This window comes from Ruegeria sp. CDSC002 (genome assembly GCF_059610905.1).
Genome location: NZ_JBXWOM010000010.1, coordinates 90,385 through 106,063, shown reverse-complemented (window position 1 = coordinate 106,063; position 15,679 = coordinate 90,385). Strand labels below are relative to the sequence as shown.

Here is a 15,679-nt window from a genome sequence, read left to right as displayed (position 1 = left end):
TCGGCCATTGTTATTTGGCGAATACGCTGGACAGAATTTCGCCCAGTTGGCTTGCGTCTTGTTCATTGAACGCATCGGGTTGATCGCTGTCGATATCGAACACCGCAATGACGTCACCGGCGGCGTTGTGCACTGGCAGCACCACCTCGGATCTGGTCGAAGATGCGCAGGCGATATGGCCCGGAAACGCATCCACATCCGGCACCAACTGTACCTCACCCGTACGGGCGGCAGCGCCACAAACACCGCGGTCGAACGGGATGACCAGACAGCCGTGCCCACCCTGATAGGGCCCGATCTTCAAAAGCCCCGGCTCGGTGACACGGTAGAAGCCTGTCCAGTCAAAACGATCATCGGAATGATGCACCTCGCACGCGATGGTGGCCATCAGGGCCACGTCGTCGGTTTCACCCTCGGTCAGTGCGGCGATGGTCTTGGCAAGTGTATCGTAATCAGCTGTCATGTCGGAACTCGTGGCAGGGCTTTGCGCCGGAGTATTTGGAAAAAGGTGAAGCGTCAAACGCGTTCGATGGCTATCGCCGTGCCTTCGCCGCCGCCGATGCAGATGGCCGCCACCCCGCGTTTCAGGTTTCGCTTTTCCAACGCGTTCAGCAGGGTGACCATGATCCGTGCACCCGACGCACCAATCGGATGCCCAAGTGCGCAAGCCCCACCATTCACATTGACGATATCGCGGGGCAAGCCCATCTCGTGCATGAACGCCATCGGCACGACGGCAAAGGCTTCGTTAACCTCCCACAGATCGACGTCTTCTTTCGACCAACCGATGTTGGTCAGCAGTTTCTGGGCGGCTGGAACTGGTGCGGTCGTAAACAGCGCTGGAGCCTGCGCGTGGCTGGCGTGGCCGACAATACGGGCGCGGACGCTCAGGCCCTGCGCCTGTGACGCGTCCTCCGATGCCAGCACCAATGCAGCCGCGCCATCCGATATCGAAGAGGAGTTTGCCGCCGTAACAGTGCCATCCTTTCGAAAGGCTGGCTTGAGCGTTGGGATTTTCTCGGGCCGCGCCGAAAGCGGCTGTTCATCCGTGGCCTGAGTGACCTCGCCCTTACGGGTGCGGACCGTAACCGGCGTGATTTCATCCGCGAATGCGCCGTTTTCCTGTGCGGCCAGCGCATTTGATAAAGAACGCAGTGCATATTCGTCCTGCGCTTCGCGTGTGAACTGATAGGCCTCGGCACAATCTTCGGCGAATGTGCCCATCAGGCGACCTTTGTCATAGGCGTCCTCGAGCCCGTCCAGAAACATATGATCCATTGCCTGCGCATGACCCAATCGCGCGCCTTCGCGCATTTTGGGTAAAAGGTAGGGGGCATTCGTCATGCTCTCCATCCCGCCTGCGATCATTGTATCGGCATGCCCTAAAGCGATCTGGTCATAGGCCATCATGGCCGCTTTCATGCCCGATCCGCACATTTTGTTCAGCGTTGTGGCGGGAACGTCTTCGCCCAACCCTGCCGCAAAACCGGCCTGGCGTGCGGGCGCCTGCCCCTGCCCGGCCGGCAAAACACATCCCATAAGGACTTCGTCAACTGTTTCAGTACCGGCCCCTTGCAACGCTGCCCTGATGGCGTCGCTGCCCAGATCGGCCGCTGTCACGGTATCGAACATCCCCTGAAACCCACCCATCGGGGTCCGCGCCGCGCCGGCGATAACGACTTGCTTCATCTGGATGCTCCTTCGCTTTTCTACTGGAATGGATACAGAATGGTAAGAATTGTCGTCTAGCGTATTTCTACGAGTGATTTTCAGTTTAGAGAGCCCGTGCGCATGGCCCTGACCAGTAAGATAACAGACACGACGCAGATCATTACCGTGCATTCGGACCGGATTGATGCCGCAATGGCCATTCAGTTCAAGGAAGACATGCGCAATGAGGCCGACGGTGGCGCGTCGCGCGTTGTTCTGGACCTGACGGGGGTCGAATTTATCGATTCAAGCGGCCTTGGGGCCATCGTCGCGTCGATGAAACAACTGGGCAGTGACCGCAGGTTGGATTTGGCCGGGTTGCACCCGTTTGTCGAAAAGGTGTTTCGGCTGACCCGCATGGATACGGTTTTCAACCTCTATCCTACCCTGGACGACGCTCTGGCACCGCCGGCGGAATGACTTCACGGATTGAATAGGCGCGATGTCGATGGGGAACGGGAACTGCTTGGATCTGAGCTTTACTGCAACCGAAACCGAAGCCAGTGTTGGTATCGCCCAGCTAAGCAAAGGGCTGGAGGCGCAGGGTCTACCGCCACACAAGGCGAGCGACGTGAAAATCGCTCTGGCCGAGGCGATCAACAATGTGGTGGAGCATGCTTATTCGGACGTCACCCCGGCCAAGGTCCGGGTGCATTGTCGGCTGCACCAAAATTGGCTGGATATTTTGATCTTTGACACCGGGACTCCTTTGCCGGGATTTCGCGTGCCCGATAGTGTGCCCGCGCCTTTGGGATCGACACTCGACGAGTTGCCCGAAGGCGGGTTTGGCTGGTTCCTGATCCACGAACTGACCAGCGACATTCGCTATGAACATCGCAATGGCTGCAACCGGTTGTCCCTGCGGTTTGACTTTCCAAACCCGACCACCTGACCCAAAATAGTCACATAATGGCCCAGATCGCACCATTGCCGCGCCGCAAACAAAGGGCAAAAAGGTATCCGTAGCTCAGATAGCTTCCCTCGGCGCCTCGTGTCACAGCCCCCACCCAGTGAACGGCGCCGAGGATCTTCTCCTTGATGTGACTAGACAATCTCTGACCACGCTTTACCTTCGGCTCGTTCAAAGGGAGAAGGCAAAGCTATGCGGGATTTTCACACTCCGGGTCGGTCCGAAGTTTTGGCAACCGAAGGAATGTGCGCCACATCACATCCTCTGGCCGCGCAGGCTGCGGTGAGTATTCTCCAACAAGGCGGCAATGCCATGGACGCCGCCATCTCAGGTGCCGTGCTGCTGGGCATTTGTGAACCGCAGATGACTGGAATCGGCGGTGATTGCTTTGTTCTGTTCAATCGCGCGGGCGAAGATCAAATTCGGGCTCTGAACGGGTCTGGCCGTGCGCCAGCAGCTGCGGATGCCGATCGGTTGCGGGCCGAAGGGCTGGATTCAGTGCCATTGAACACGCCCGATGCTGTGACTATTCCCGGTGCAATTGATGCGTTATGCCATTTGGCAGAATCCGAAGGAAAGCTTGGGCTGGACGCAATTCTACAGCCAGCCATACACTATGCCGAGGTGGGTGTCCCAGTTGCACCCCGCGTCGCCATTGATTGGAAAACGGGGGCCGCCACGTTACAGGGCGCCGCGCGCAGACACTACCTGACCGACGGCGAAGCGCCGAAAACAGGTCAGGTCTTTCGCGCGCTAGGGCAAGCCGAGGTTCTGCGCCAGATTGCACGCAATGGTCGTGACGCCTTTTATTCCGGTGAAATTGCACAGGATATGATTGACGCCCTAACAGCATTGGGTGGTGTTCACACGGCCGAGGATTTTCTGGCCACGCAATGCACAAAATCCCAGCCTGTCAGCGGAAACTACAACGGCATCGATCTTGTCGAACACCCGCCAAACGGACAGGGTGCGACTGCAATCCTGCTTTTGAACATCCTAAAGAACTTCGATCTGGCCGGTCTTGACCCATTTGGCCCAGAACTCATCCATCTTGAGGCCGAGGCCTCGAAACTCGCCTATGACGCGCGCAATCGGTTCATTGCGGACCCCGATCACACAACCCACGCTGAACGATTCCTCGACCAGAGCGTGGCGGACAAGCTGGCCGCGTTGATTGACCCCAAGCGCGCCATGCCAGCGGCGGCCCCACTAACCGAGTCCATTCATAAGGACACGGTCTATATCACGGTTGTTGACCGGGATCGGATGGCCGTTTCGCTGATCTACTCCATATTTCACAGCTTCGGTTCTGGCATCGCATCGAAAAAATACGGGATTTTGCTGCAAAACCGCGGCTCAGGCTTCAATCTGAGCGCCGGTCACCCAAACGAGCTTGGCCCGGGCAAACGCCCGATGCACACGATCATTCCCGGTATGCTTAAACAGGAAGGACGCGTGCTCATGCCATTTGGCGTGATGGGCGGCGCTTTTCAACCAACTGGCCACGCACGCCTATTGTCCAACCTCACTGATCATGGGTTGGGTTTGCAAGCCTCTGTGGACGCCCCGCGCGCCTTTGCAGACGGCGGCGTTCTGAAACTTGAACGCGGAATTCCGCCCAGCACATCTCAACAATTGAGCGATTTTGGGCACAACGTTCAGGTTCCAGAAACGCCACTTGGCGGAGCGCAAGCAATCCGAATCCGCACAGATGGTGTTCTGGAAGGCGCAAGTGACCCCAGAAAAGACGGTTGTGCGTTAGGTTACTGACCACCAGGGCGCGAAATCTGGCGCACCAAATCACTTAGTTCAAATTAAAGTGCAGCGGGTACGCGCCATTCTCGAAAGGACCGAACATGTCAGGAATATCAGGATGCTCAACCGGTTCCCCGGATTGGTCGGCAACCAGATTTTGTTCTGAAACATAAGCCACATAGAAGGATTGGTCGTTTTCTGCGAGCAGATGGTAAAACGGCTGATCCTTGATGGGGCGGCTGTCCTCGGGAATGGCCTGATACCACTCTTCTGTGTTGGAAAATTCCGGGTCCACGTCAAAAATCACCCCTCGGAAGGGATGCTTTTTATGGCGGACCACCTGTCCCAGGCGGTACTTGGCATTTGTCTTCAGCATTATCTCAGCCCCCAGAGATCTTACTACCTCTTTCCGGGCCGAAATGCCAATCATTGATCGGAAATTAAAGGAAACAGTCTGTGAACATCTTACTGACAGTGTTCGAAATTGTGGCGCCGGTTTTTCTGCTGGCGGGCATTGGATTCACCTGGGTCAAACTTGGTTTTGAGTACCGTTTGGAGTTTGTGACGCGCCTTGCCGTGACGCTTGCCGTGCCCAGCCTGATCTTTGTGGCGCTGATGCAAACCGAGATCCCGGCAGGAGAGTTGACCCGCTTCACACTGGCCGCAATTGCGGGTCATATTGGCCTTGCCGTGGCCTTTGGCGTTTTCGTTCGACTTTCAAACCTGGACCGTCGGACTTACCTGTCGCCACTGATTTTTGGCAATACCGGAAATCTGGGCCTGCCGCTGTGTATTTTTGCGTTTGGTCAGGCAGGTCTGGGTTTTGCAGTCATTTTCCTGGCAATTACCGCCCTGTTTTCTTTCACCTATGGAATTTACCTCGTCGCTGGAAAGGGTGCATTCGGCAAAGTTGCGCGCGAACCGATGGTTTGGGCAACCCTGCTTGGGGCCTTATTCCTATGGCAAGACTGGGAAACGCCACTGTTCCTGACCAATACGCTAGAGCTGCTAGGCCAAATGGCCATCCCCATGATGTTGATTACAGTCGGCGTGGCAATTGCAAGGCTGACGACCCGCAAATTGGGTCAGGCGATCTGGCTGTCCGTCCTGAAGCTGCTGGTCTGCTTCGCGCTCGGCTGGGCAATAGCTCGATTCTTTGATCTGGACGCAACCGCTTTTGGAGTATTGGTCCTGCAGATGTGCACCCCGGTCGCGGTTACATCGTACCTGCTGGCCGAGCGGTTTGACGCGGATTCGGACGCGGTTGCAGGGATGGTCATGGTATCAACTGTGCTAAGCGTCGGCGCTTTGCCTATAATTCTAGCCATTGTTCTATAACGATTGTGATTTCCTAATCGCTCAATTTGCGCTAGAATAAAGAAAAAAGGCACGAGGCACATGAGCAGAATTCTTTTCGTACTCTTCGGGGTGCTGCTTTTGGCATCCTGCGGTGGCGGGTCCAAACAGCCACCGAGCAGATTGAATGACGCGTGCAGCATTGCGCGCGAACGGCCTGATTTTATCAAGGCGTTCAAAAGCACCGAACGAAAATGGGGCGTCCCAATTCACGTTCAAATGGCGACGATCTATCAGGAAAGCCGCTATAAACACGACGCACGTACGCCGCACCAATACGTTCTGGGTGTGATCCCCATGGGCCGTCAAAGCAGCGCCTACGGATTCAGCCAGGCGCTGGACGGCACCTGGGATGAATATCGCAAGGAAACCGGCAAACGCCGCGCCAAGCGGGACCGCATCCGCGATGCGTCAGATTTCATCGGCTGGTACATGAACAAAAGCCATCAGCGGAACGGTATTCACCCCACAGATACGCGCAACCAGTATCTGGCGTATCACGAGGGGCACACCGGCTTTGCCCGCGGCAGCCATAACAGCAAATCCTGGCTGTTGAACGTCGCCAATGACGTAGATGCACGCGCCAAGCTCTATCAGGCGCAGCTGGCCAATTGCCGCTACTGACAGGAGTGCGGGTCAGCGATTGCCTGACCCGCTTCTTTTTGATCTGGAAAACAGATCGTTGCTGAGATTTCCGCCGGTACTCAGCTGCCCCAGCAGAACGGTCGTCTGACTGCCGGCATTGTCGTGAATGACCCATTTGCGCAGCTCGATCGGGTCCCCCGTGAACATCAGTTCAATCCGGCCGGAATCGGGGTTCTTTGGGTCCCGAGCGGTAACAACCGTGGCCGTCCCGTCAAAATCATGGGCAACCACCATATTCGCCTGCCCCAGATTGACGTTACGCGCCAGCACCAGCGACAGGGGTGTGCGTTTTAACGGATACTGTTCAGGGGGCTGGTTAGATTTCGGATCAAAGATCTGCACCGTACCTGCGCGCGCCAGAACCACAGCGCTGTTGGGCGGGTCATATTCGAACCGCATCTTACCGGGGCGTTCTATCCACAGCTTTCCGGTGCTCAGCGAGCCGTCATCGTTGACTTGTGTAAACGTGGTCTCAACGGTTTTGAGGCCATTGAGGTAGTTTGAGATTTGGGACAACGGCAGCTTATCAGCCGCCCAGGCCGCAGGCGCGGCGAGTGTCAAAGCAAGGGCAAAGGCAATCTGTTTCATAAGTTCCCAGATAAGCGCTCTGCCCTTGTTATTAAATATCCTATTGTTCGGGTACGAGGATTTCGCGTTTCCCGACATGATTTGCCGACGAAACAACGCCTTCATCTTCCATTTGCTCAACAAGTCGCGCAGCTTTGTTGTAGCCAATGGCAAGTTTCCGCTGAATGTACGAGGTCGAGCATTTGCGATCCTTGATCACAATCGCCACCGCCTGATCGTATAGCGCGTCTTCCCCGTTGGTGTTGCCACCGGTGTTGAGGCCCAATACGGCATCGATGTTGTCGGCTTTATCCTCAGATGGGCCGTCCAGTACGGTGTTTACATAGTCCGGTGGGCCGAACTGTTTCAGGTGGTTGACGATTTCCTCGACTTCCTCGTCCGAAACAAACGGGCCGTGGCAACGGGTGATCTTGGCGCCACCTGCCATATACAGCATGTCGCCCTGCCCCAGCAGTTGCTCGGCCCCCATTTCGCCCAGAATAGTGCGGCTGTCGACTTTCGAGGTCACCTGGAACGAAATCCGGGTTGGGAAGTTCGCCTTGATCGTACCGGTAATCACATCGACCGAGGGGCGCTGCGTGGCCATGATCAGGTGAATACCCGAGGCCCTTGCCATCTGCGCCAGTCGCTGGATACAGGCCTCGATCTCTTTGCCCGCGACCATCATCAGGTCGGCCATCTCATCAACAATCACGACGATGTATGGCATCGCTTCGGGCGCGAACTCTTCTGTCTCGAACGTTGGCTCGCCGGTTTCATCGTCGAACCCGGTCTGCACGGTGCGGCTGAACATCTCGCCCTTGGCCAACGCGTCCTTCACGCGACCATTGTAACCCGCGATGTTGCGCACGCCCATCTTGGACATCTTGCGATAGCGGTCTTCCATCTCGCCCACGACCCATTTCAGGGCGACAACCGCCTTTTTCGGGTCGGTCACAACGGGCGACAGCAGATGCGGAATGCCATCATAGACGGACAGTTCCAGCATCTTGGGGTCGATCATGATCAGGCGACATTCGTCCGGTGTCAGCTTATATAGCAGCGATAGGATCATGGTGTTGATCGCAACCGACTTACCGGAACCGGTTGTCCCCGCAATCAACAAGTGGGGCATCTTGGCCAGGTTTGCGACCATGGATTCGCCGCCGATATCCTTGCCCAGCGCCAGTGGCAGCGCGTGGTTACCATCACCAAAATCACGGCTGGCAAGGATTTCGCGCAACACCACCATCTCGCGGTTTTCATTGGGCAATTCGATCCCGATCACCGAACGACCCGGCAGGGTCGAAACACGTGCCGACAGTGCCGACATCGAGCGCGCGATATCGTCGGCCAGACCGATAACCCGGCTCGCTTTCAGGCCCGGAGCAGGCTCTAGTTCGTACATGGTAACAACCGGGCCGGGGCGGACACTGGTGATCTCACCCTTGACGCCATAGTCGTCCAGCACGTTTTCCAACATGCGCGCGTTTTCTTCCAATGCCTCATCGCTGAGGTGATGGCGCTGAATGCTGGAAGGGTTGGACAGCAAGCTCAAAGGCGGCAGCTCAAAGTCCGAATGCCGGTCTTCAAAGGACAACCCAGGCTGTGCTTCGGCCTGTGCACGACGCGACGGCGCAGGGGTGCGGCGAACAGGCTGTGCCACTACGGGTTTGCGCGGCTCGGCCACTGGAATTTTCATCGCAGGAAGCGGGGCCGGTTCGGGTTCGGGTGCGTCTTCAAATACGGCCTCATCCTCAAAGACGGGCTCGGGGGCAAAATCATGATGCAGGGGTTCCTGATGCCACTCGGGTTCAGGCTCTGCTGTCAGCATCGGCTCAGGCGGCAGACCGTCCAATGTCATCGGCGGCTCGGGGGGAAGCTCCTCTCCGCCTCTGGCGTTCAAAATCAACGGGTCCGGCCCCCGGCCACGCCCTTTGGTCAAAGGCAGGGTTGGATCGACCTCTGGCGCCACTTCACCCGCGGCCACTTTGCGATTGCGCACGGCTGCGGAAATCTTGGACTTGATACGATCTTCACCCGGCATTTCATCGAATCCGGCAACCGGTTCGCGGGCGACCAGTTCAGGTTCCGGCATGGGATCGGCGCGGCGGATCAGGCTTGGCATCCGCGCCAGCAGACCGGGTTTTGCGGGTTCGGGCTCTTCGAAATCCGGCTCTTCGAACATCGGATCGGCATACGCCATATCGTCGTCAAACACCGCGTCGTTGGCCTCTGCGCGGATGGCCTTGCGCTCTTCCCACTGTGCCCGGCGATCTCGTGCCGCCTGTGCGGTAACCGACGCACTGCGACCCAAGAGGTTCATCAACATGTCATAGGACATCACAAGGCCCAGCAAGAAGGCACGCGTGCCTTTGCGCACGTCGGCTTTTGTGAATCCAAGGACAAATGTACCCAGCACCAGCATGCCAGCTGCCATCGCCAGCGACATCAGTTTGACCATGAAATGTGACGATATAGGCAGCAGTGTCAGCAACGCACCCATGACGGTATCACCGAACAAGCCCCCCAGACCAAAGCTGTGGGTCGTGCGCCATGCCTCACCCGGCACCAAAGTCGCGGCATAAACGGAAACGATGGCAATCCAGATCGGAGCAAAGATAAGGCGGGCCACTGCGCGTTCCTCGCCGAAGTGCCCGGCAAAGCGTATGCCCCAGCCAATCAGCACCAGCGCGATGCTCCAACTGCCCCATCCGACGATCATGAACAGCGGCGCGGCGATCGACGCCCCAATCCGCCCCATCCAGTTCTGCACTGGCGCGTCTGTCGACACCATCCAGTTCGGATCATCCGGCGTGTAGGACCAGATCATCGCGGCTGAAGCCAGCCCCAGCAGGATCAGGGCGATCCCGATCAGTTCCTTGCTACGCCTTTCGATGGCGGCCTGGGTCGTACTGTCCAGCAATGGATCGCGGTTGCGCGCGTTATATGATGCCATTTTGCCCTCGTACCTCACGAATAGATGCAGTCACGGAGCGTAATCAGCCCCTGCCGCAACTCTGTTTTTGGGGCCACCATTGCGACCCGGATAAATTGTTCGCCCGGGTTTTGCCCCGGATCACCTTGAGAAAGATATGCACCAGGCAGCACCCGAACACCGGTTTCCTGCCACAGCCTTAATGTGGTTTCCTCGCCATTTTCGACTGGCAGCCATAGGAAAAACCCGGCTTCAGGCGCCATATAGCCCTGCACGCCCGCGAAAACCTCATCCGCGATCGTGTATTTTTCCTGATACAGCGCGCGGTTCTCTACAACATGCACCTCATCTGCCCAAACTTTTGCGGCGGCAGCCTGCAAAGGTAGCGGTAAAGGCGCACCTGCGTAGTTGCGTAACTGCTTGACCCTCTTGATGGTCTCGGGACCACCGGCGATCAGGCCCGAGCGCAGACCAGCCAGATTGGACCGCTTCGACAGTGAATTGAACAAGGTGATCCGCTCCGGATCGGCCCCAAGTTCCTGCGCGACGGTCAGCACACCGGTTGGTGCCGTGTCGCGGTAAATTTCGGAATAACATTCATCCGCGAAGATGCGGAAATCATAGGTTTCGGCCAGTTGGATCAGTTCGACCCAATAGTCGCGCGAGGCGACTGCGCCCTGCGGATTGGCGGGAGAACAGATATAGGCCGCTACGGTGCGGTTCAGAACGTCCTTTGGTAGCCCCGAATAGTTCGGCAAGTGACCTGTGGCGGCAGTTGCGGATACGAATACAGGCTCGGCACGAACCGACAGCGAGGCCACCATATAGACCTGGTAGAATGGATTCGGGCACAGTATGACGGGCTTTTCACCGTTTTTCTGCTCGGGGCACAGCGCCATCGCGGCGTTGTACAATCCTTCGCGCGTGCCATTCAACGCCATCACGTTGGTGTCAGGGTCCATCGAAACGCCATAGCGGCGATCAATCCAGTCAGTAATCGCCGACCGCAACTCGGGCGACCCTTCGTTTGGAGGGTATCCTTTAAACCCGGCCGCGTTTTCTGTGATCACATCGGTGACCCACGCCGGAAAATCATGCATAGGCGCGCCAATGGTCATGTGAATCACTTCGCCACCCGGCTGGTGATGATCCAACAGGGTGCGCAGACGCGGGAATGCATATTCCGGTAGGTCCGAAAACCGTTCGGGGAAATTCATAACTACTGCCTCAATACCGGGATCATTTCGCCCCGTTTTACAGGCAGACTACAGATCGCGCCCGGTTTCGTCCAGACAAAGAGGTGGCGAATCAGGGGATTGTGGCATTCAGGCCAACGCCGTCTCGGCCGCTGATCCCAGCCTTAGCAAGGCCTCTTCTGACCCCGGATATCCCATCATCATCACGCCACAGCCGGGTATTCCGGTCGGCAGTGTCAGTGCAGCAAGTCCCATCAGATTGCCAATGCGGGTGTTGCGCAGCGCCAACAGATTTTCCGTGACATAGTAATCATGGTCATTCATCAACCGATCCAGATTCGGCGGCAGAATGGGGGCCGTGGGCGCGAGCACCGCATCAAACCCGGATGTGGCGGCATCCCATGCAGCCCGACAGGCTTTCAGCCTGGACCAGGCCGCGATGTAATCGGCACCGGTCGCGTTTTGACCCGACCGAAACCGTTCCAGAATCTCGGGATACATGGCGTCAGGGTTGGCCTCGATCACATCGCGCCACAACCCATAAGCTTCGGTCGTGTACAGAATGCCGGACAGCGCCATGGCGTCGTGCAGCTCGGGGACGTCCAGCGGAACGATCTCGGCGCCTGCCTCGGTGAGTCTTTGCAACCCATCCTCAAAGGCCTTACGCGGTTCATCCCTCAGGTCGTCCTGCGCCACAGTCTGAAGATTGGCAAAGCGGCGGCCTTTCAGGCTGGCACCGCGAAGATCCAGTGGAGAGCGCCCCTCGAGCAAGGCCAGCATCTGAGCCGCGTCCTCGACTGAGCGGGTCAGTGGACCAACAGTGTCGAACCGCAGACACAAGGGCACTGTACCCTCAAGGCTGACGCGCCCGGCGGTGGTTTTCAGCCCGACCAGATTGTTCCAGGCCGCTGGAATGCGCACTGACCCGCCCGTATCCGAACCGATCCCACAGGCGGCAAGGCCCCAGGCCACCGATGCGGCCGCGCCGGAAGAAGAGCCTCCGGATACGGCGTCTTCGTCGTCAATGCATGGGGGCGTGCCAGTGATCGGGTTCAGGCCAAGGCCTGAGAAAGCCAGCTCGCTCATATGCGTCTTACCCAGACAGACCGTGCCCATGGCGGTGGCGTTACGCACAACGACCGCGTCCATTTCGGGAACCCGGCCTTTCAGCAAGGCCGAGCCTGCCTCAGTCGCGGTGCCGGCGGTGTCGAACAGATCTTTCCAGCTGATCGGCACACCATCCAACAGGGACCGCCGCAGGCCCAGATTGGCGCGCTCCTGCGCAGCCTGTGCCTCGGCTCGTGCACGATCATGCGTAACGCGGGCATAGATCCTGTCACGGTGCGGATGCGCGTCGATAGCGGCCAGATAGGTCTCGGTCAATTCAACCGGATCGATCTGTCCCATGCCGATACCCCGACCCAGATCACACGCCGCCATGGTCAGCCAGTCCTGCATCCCTGCCCCCTTGGAAAAAAAGCACTTTTAGGGAAGGTAGCGACAGGACCGCACATGGACAATCCCGAAAGGGCGCGCATATTGCAGGCCATGGAACACAACTCGGATATCCTGATCGTAGGCGGCGGCCTGAACGGCCCGGCCCTGGCACTGGCACTGGCCCAGACGGGGCATTCTGTCACCGTCATCGACGCATTGGCCGAAAAAGCACGGAAAAACGCGGCTTTTGACGGGCGCGCCTATGCGCTGGCGCTAGCCTCGCAGCGGTTGTTGGATGCGGTTGGCGTCTGGGACAAGGTGGCAGACCGTGCCCAGCCCATGCTTGAGATCAAGGTCACTGATGGCCATTCCGGCGCTGGTCCATCCCCGTTTTTCCTGCATTTTGACCATGCCGAGATTGAAGAAGGCCCGATGGGTTACATGGTCGAAGACCGCCACCTGCGCCGCGCGTTTCTGGATGCCATGGCCGAACAGGGCAGCATCACGCAGATCAGCGGCAAAACCGTTGTCGCGCAGGCCTCTGATGATACCGGCGTAGCGCTGACGCTGGATGATGGCACGACCCTGACCGGCGGATTGTTGGTTGGCTGTGACGGGCGCCGCAGTGGCACCGCCGCGCGTGCTGGGATCAAGCGCACCGGTTGGGACTACGGCCAGACCGCGCTGGTCTGTGCCATTGAGCATGACCTGCCCCATAACGGCGTGGCGCATCAGTTCTTCATGCCCCCCGGCCCCTTGGCGATTCTGCCGCTGACCGGCAATCGCAGCTCGATCGTCTGGAGCGAACGCTCCGAAATGGCCAAACGCATCAACGCCATGCCCGAGGCGGACTATCTGCAGGTATTGCGCCCGCGCTTTGGTGATTTTCTGGGTGACATCCGCCTTCAGGGCGACCGATTCACCTATCCGCTAAACCTGACGATCGCCAATTCCTTTATCGGTGACCGCATGGCTTTGGTCGGGGACGCCGCCCACGGCATGCATCCAATTGCAGGTCAGGGTTTGAACGCAGGTCTTCGGGACGTGGGTGCCTTGGCGGAAGTTCTGACACTGGCCGGACGGCGTGGCGAAGATATCAGTTCGGTATTGGTTTTGGAACGTTACCAGGAATGGAGACGGTTCGACACGGCGGCGCTGGCCATGGCGACCGATGTGTTCAACAAGCTGTTTTCGAACGACAACCCGATTCTGCGCTTCGGGCGCGACATCGGGATGGAGATCGTCGGCTCGATCCCCGGACTACGTCGCGGCTTTGTCCGTGAGGCCGCCGGGCTGACCGGAGATCTGCCGAAACTTCTGCAAGGGCGCGCGATTTAGTCAAGGTGCCGGGCTTCATCCACCAGCATCACCGGGATACCGTTGCGGATCGGAAAGGCTAGATTGGCAGCTTTGGACACCAGTTCCTGCTTTTCGGCGTCGTAGTGCAAAGTAGTGTGCGTCTGCGGACAGATCAGCGCCTCAAGCATGTGGCGATCAAATGGGTGTTCAGGTTCGGTCATTGCAGTTTTTCCTCGCTCGATCCGCCGCGCATGGCGAATTCAATCAATGTCACCAATGTCTCGCGGCGCGTGCGAAGGCAAGGTGCCTCAAGCAGCGCCTGTTTCTCTTCGGGATCGAAATCCAGCAGCATCGACAGAGAATTCACTAGCAGCTCGTCATCGGCATCCTTCAACGTGTCCCAGTCGGTCGACAGCTGGCGCGAGGAAAAAAACCGTTCAAGCAGATCCAAAAATCGCAACCGATCGAACGCATTGTCCGCCTCGGCCTTGCCAAGATCGCGGTCAAACCCGTCCCATGAAACAGCACAACGGCGATAAGGCGTAAACGCATCCAGCTCGGACTTGATCCGAAATCGCGAGATGCCGGACAATGTAATCAGGTAGCGACCATCTTCGGTTTCAGAAAACTGTGTCACACGTCCGGCACAACCGATTTGGTGCAGCTTGCTTTCGTTGGACTGACAGGGGTTCGGCTGGGCCATGCCGATCAAGCGTTCAGGCGTTTTCAGCGCGTCGTCCAGCATTTGCAGGTAGCGCGGCTCAAAAATATGTAGCGGCAAGCGAGACCGGGGCAGCAAAAGCGCCCCGGGCAATGGGAAAACGGATACCGTCTCCGGCAGATCAGCGGGATGCATCATGTACCCGAGTGTAGCCCTGATCAGGAATTAGGCAAATATCATCGAGCTGAGCTTGCGCCGCCCGTTCAGAACAATCGGATCATTGGGCTTCAGCGCGTCAAAAATGGTGAACAGTTGCGCCTTTGCGGCACCGTCATCCCACTCGCGGTCGCGGCGGAACAGTTCCAACAATTGCGTAACAGCCTCTTCAACTTCACCACTGGCGTGCAGCGCCTGTGCAAGATCGAACCGCGCCTGATGGTTGTCGGCATCTGCCTCAACCGCTGCTTTCAGCTCACCCACAGGACCAGCATCGGCAGCCTGTTTCGCCAGCTCCAGTTGGGCATGGGCGGCCTCAACCTCGGCCGAGGTTGAAATCTCTGCGGGTGCGCCGTTCAAAATCGCCTCGGCCTGCTCCAGATCGCCTGCTGCAATATGGGCGCGCACCAGACCGCCATAAGCGGCGGCGTGGTTCGGGTCTTCCCCCAGAATGGCGGAAAAGGTCTGTGCGGCATCCACAGCTGCGCCATCGGCCAGCATTTCTTCGGCGGCCAGAACAGCGTCATCCAACTGACCGCCGGGGCTTTCACCACCTGCGGCCTCAATAACTCGGTCCACGAACGCCTTGATCTCGGACCCCGGCACGGCGCCCTGAAACCCATCGACCGGCTGGCCTTTGTAGAACGCGTATACCGTCGGGATCGACTGAACGCGCATTTGAGAGGCGATCATCTGTGCCTCATCCACGTTGATCTTGACCATCTTCACCGCCCCTTTGGCGGCGGTCACAGCCTCTTCCAACAGCGGCCCAAGCGTTTTGCACGGACCACACCATGGGGCCCAGAAATCCACGATCACAGGGATTTCCTGCGAGGCCTCGACGACATCGGCCATAAAGGTGGCCTCGGATCCGTCCTTGATCAGATCGGCGGTATCGGGTCCGGCTGCGGCGTTCAGAAGGTCCATGGCATTCACTCTTTCGTTCGAATTTGGCCCCTATATGCAACTGCAAAGGGCAGAAACCAAGG

The 15,679-nt window shown here is 58.1% G+C and carries 16 protein-coding genes; 6 read left to right on the top strand and 10 right to left on the bottom strand.

What is annotated here, in order from left to right:
* Positions 1-10: 10 nt before the first annotated feature.
* Positions 11-463 (bottom strand): GAF domain-containing protein, encoded by a 453-nt coding sequence (locus tag AC2FJE_RS17950; protein WP_496757032.1) that lies wholly within the window; start codon positions 461-463, stop codon positions 11-13.
* A 53-nt stretch (positions 464-516) separates the two neighbouring features.
* Complete coding sequence (locus AC2FJE_RS17945) at positions 517-1,689, bottom strand: thiolase family protein (RefSeq protein WP_496757037.1); 1,173 nt, start codon at positions 1,687-1,689, stop codon at positions 517-519.
* 102 nt (positions 1,690-1,791) lie between these two features.
* Between AC2FJE_RS17945 and AC2FJE_RS17940 the strand changes: the two genes are divergently transcribed.
* The 3 genes from AC2FJE_RS17940 (at position 1,792) to AC2FJE_RS17930 (ending at position 4,390) form a co-directional block, all read left to right on the top strand.
* The gene (locus AC2FJE_RS17940) at positions 1,792-2,130 is read left to right on the top strand and encodes an STAS domain-containing protein (RefSeq protein WP_108861130.1); all 339 of its coding nucleotides are present in this window, start codon (positions 1,792-1,794) and stop codon (positions 2,128-2,130) included.
* 28 nt (positions 2,131-2,158) lie between these two features.
* Positions 2,159-2,602: an ATP-binding protein gene (locus AC2FJE_RS17935; protein WP_496757039.1), complete on the top strand. Its 444-nt coding sequence runs from the start codon at positions 2,159-2,161 to the stop codon at positions 2,600-2,602.
* A gap of 210 nt (positions 2,603-2,812) precedes the next feature.
* Positions 2,813-4,390, top strand: coding sequence for a gamma-glutamyltransferase family protein (locus tag AC2FJE_RS17930; RefSeq protein WP_496761267.1), 1,578 nt, complete (start codon positions 2,813-2,815; stop codon positions 4,388-4,390).
* 34 nt (positions 4,391-4,424) lie between these two features.
* On the opposite strand, the gene hspQ is transcribed toward AC2FJE_RS17930, so the two are convergent.
* Positions 4,425-4,751, bottom strand: a complete 327-nt coding sequence (gene hspQ, locus AC2FJE_RS17925) for a heat shock protein HspQ (protein ID WP_108861127.1) — start codon at positions 4,749-4,751, stop codon at positions 4,425-4,427.
* 80 nt (positions 4,752-4,831) lie between these two features.
* Here hspQ and AC2FJE_RS17920 point away from each other — a divergent pair, with 80 nt between their 5' ends.
* Both AC2FJE_RS17920 and AC2FJE_RS17915 read left to right on the top strand, forming a co-directional pair.
* Positions 4,832-5,713, top strand: a complete 882-nt coding sequence (locus AC2FJE_RS17920; RefSeq protein WP_282120309.1) for an AEC family transporter — start codon at positions 4,832-4,834, stop codon at positions 5,711-5,713.
* Between the two features lie 60 nt (positions 5,714-5,773).
* A complete protein-coding gene (locus tag AC2FJE_RS17915; RefSeq protein WP_058272557.1) occupies positions 5,774-6,355 on the top strand; it encodes a transglycosylase SLT domain-containing protein in 582 nt (193 codons plus the stop codon).
* A gap of 12 nt (positions 6,356-6,367) precedes the next feature.
* On the opposite strand, the gene AC2FJE_RS17910 is transcribed toward AC2FJE_RS17915, so the two are convergent.
* From AC2FJE_RS17910 to AC2FJE_RS17895, 4 genes are all read right to left on the bottom strand, one after another.
* Positions 6,368-6,964, bottom strand: coding sequence for a LolA family protein (locus AC2FJE_RS17910; RefSeq protein WP_282120310.1), 597 nt, complete (start codon positions 6,962-6,964; stop codon positions 6,368-6,370).
* A 40-nt stretch (positions 6,965-7,004) separates the two neighbouring features.
* On the bottom strand, positions 7,005-9,902 hold the full coding sequence (locus tag AC2FJE_RS17905; protein WP_496699389.1) for a DNA translocase FtsK: 2,898 nt from the start codon (positions 9,900-9,902) through the stop codon (positions 7,005-7,007).
* 14 nt (positions 9,903-9,916) lie between these two features.
* A complete protein-coding gene (locus AC2FJE_RS17900; RefSeq protein ID WP_108861123.1) occupies positions 9,917-11,098 on the bottom strand; it encodes an aminotransferase class I/II-fold pyridoxal phosphate-dependent enzyme in 1,182 nt (393 codons plus the stop codon).
* Positions 11,099-11,206: 108 nt separating this feature from the next.
* Positions 11,207-12,535, bottom strand: a complete 1,329-nt coding sequence (locus AC2FJE_RS17895; RefSeq protein WP_496757052.1) for an amidase — start codon at positions 12,533-12,535, stop codon at positions 11,207-11,209.
* 54 nt (positions 12,536-12,589) lie between these two features.
* Between AC2FJE_RS17895 and AC2FJE_RS17890 the strand changes: the two genes are divergently transcribed.
* Positions 12,590-13,852: an FAD-dependent monooxygenase gene (locus AC2FJE_RS17890; RefSeq protein WP_496699395.1), complete on the top strand. Its 1,263-nt coding sequence runs from the start codon at positions 12,590-12,592 to the stop codon at positions 13,850-13,852.
* Here AC2FJE_RS17890 and AC2FJE_RS17885 read toward each other — a convergent pair.
* The 3 genes from AC2FJE_RS17885 to trxA are packed head-to-tail and all read right to left on the bottom strand — an operon-like array spanning position 13,849 to position 15,617.
* The gene (locus AC2FJE_RS17885; protein WP_282170493.1) at positions 13,849-14,034 is read right to left on the bottom strand and encodes a Trm112 family protein; all 186 of its coding nucleotides are present in this window, start codon (positions 14,032-14,034) and stop codon (positions 13,849-13,851) included. The genes AC2FJE_RS17890 and AC2FJE_RS17885 overlap by 4 nt on opposite strands.
* Positions 14,031-14,672: an LON peptidase substrate-binding domain-containing protein gene (locus tag AC2FJE_RS17880; RefSeq protein ID WP_282170494.1), complete on the bottom strand. Its 642-nt coding sequence runs from the start codon at positions 14,670-14,672 to the stop codon at positions 14,031-14,033. The genes AC2FJE_RS17885 and AC2FJE_RS17880 overlap by 4 nt, the downstream gene beginning before the upstream one ends.
* Before the next feature lie 27 nt (positions 14,673-14,699).
* Positions 14,700-15,617: a thioredoxin gene (gene trxA / locus AC2FJE_RS17875; protein ID WP_496722017.1), complete on the bottom strand. Its 918-nt coding sequence runs from the start codon at positions 15,615-15,617 to the stop codon at positions 14,700-14,702.
* Positions 15,618-15,679 lie beyond the last annotated feature (62 nt).

Coding starts and splice junctions, on each gene's coding strand:
- AC2FJE_RS17950 (WP_496757032.1), bottom strand. CDS start 463: ATGACAGCTGATTACGATACACTTGCCAAGACCATCGCCGCACTGACC.
- AC2FJE_RS17945 (WP_496757037.1), bottom strand. CDS start 1,689: ATGAAGCAAGTCGTTATCGCCGGCGCGGCGCGGACCCCGATGGGTGGG.
- AC2FJE_RS17940 (WP_108861130.1), top strand. CDS start 1,792: ATGGCCCTGACCAGTAAGATAACAGACACGACGCAGATCATTACCGTG.
- AC2FJE_RS17935 (WP_496757039.1), top strand. CDS start 2,159: ATGGGGAACGGGAACTGCTTGGATCTGAGCTTTACTGCAACCGAAACC.
- AC2FJE_RS17930 (WP_496761267.1), top strand. CDS start 2,813: ATGCGGGATTTTCACACTCCGGGTCGGTCCGAAGTTTTGGCAACCGAA.
- hspQ (WP_108861127.1), bottom strand. CDS start 4,751: ATGCTGAAGACAAATGCCAAGTACCGCCTGGGACAGGTGGTCCGCCAT.
- AC2FJE_RS17915 (WP_058272557.1), top strand. CDS start 5,774: ATGAGCAGAATTCTTTTCGTACTCTTCGGGGTGCTGCTTTTGGCATCC.
- AC2FJE_RS17910 (WP_282120310.1), bottom strand. CDS start 6,964: ATGAAACAGATTGCCTTTGCCCTTGCTTTGACACTCGCCGCGCCTGCG.
- AC2FJE_RS17905 (WP_496699389.1), bottom strand. CDS start 9,902: ATGGCATCATATAACGCGCGCAACCGCGATCCATTGCTGGACAGTACG.
- AC2FJE_RS17900 (WP_108861123.1), bottom strand. CDS start 11,098: ATGAATTTCCCCGAACGGTTTTCGGACCTACCGGAATATGCATTCCCG.
- AC2FJE_RS17895 (WP_496757052.1), bottom strand. CDS start 12,535: ATGCAGGACTGGCTGACCATGGCGGCGTGTGATCTGGGTCGGGGTATC.
- AC2FJE_RS17890 (WP_496699395.1), top strand. CDS start 12,590: ATGGACAATCCCGAAAGGGCGCGCATATTGCAGGCCATGGAACACAAC.
- AC2FJE_RS17885 (WP_282170493.1), bottom strand. CDS start 14,034: ATGACCGAACCTGAACACCCATTTGATCGCCACATGCTTGAGGCGCTG.
- AC2FJE_RS17880 (WP_282170494.1), bottom strand. CDS start 14,672: ATGATGCATCCCGCTGATCTGCCGGAGACGGTATCCGTTTTCCCATTG.
- trxA (WP_496722017.1), bottom strand. CDS start 15,617: ATGGACCTTCTGAACGCCGCAGCCGGACCCGATACCGCCGATCTGATC.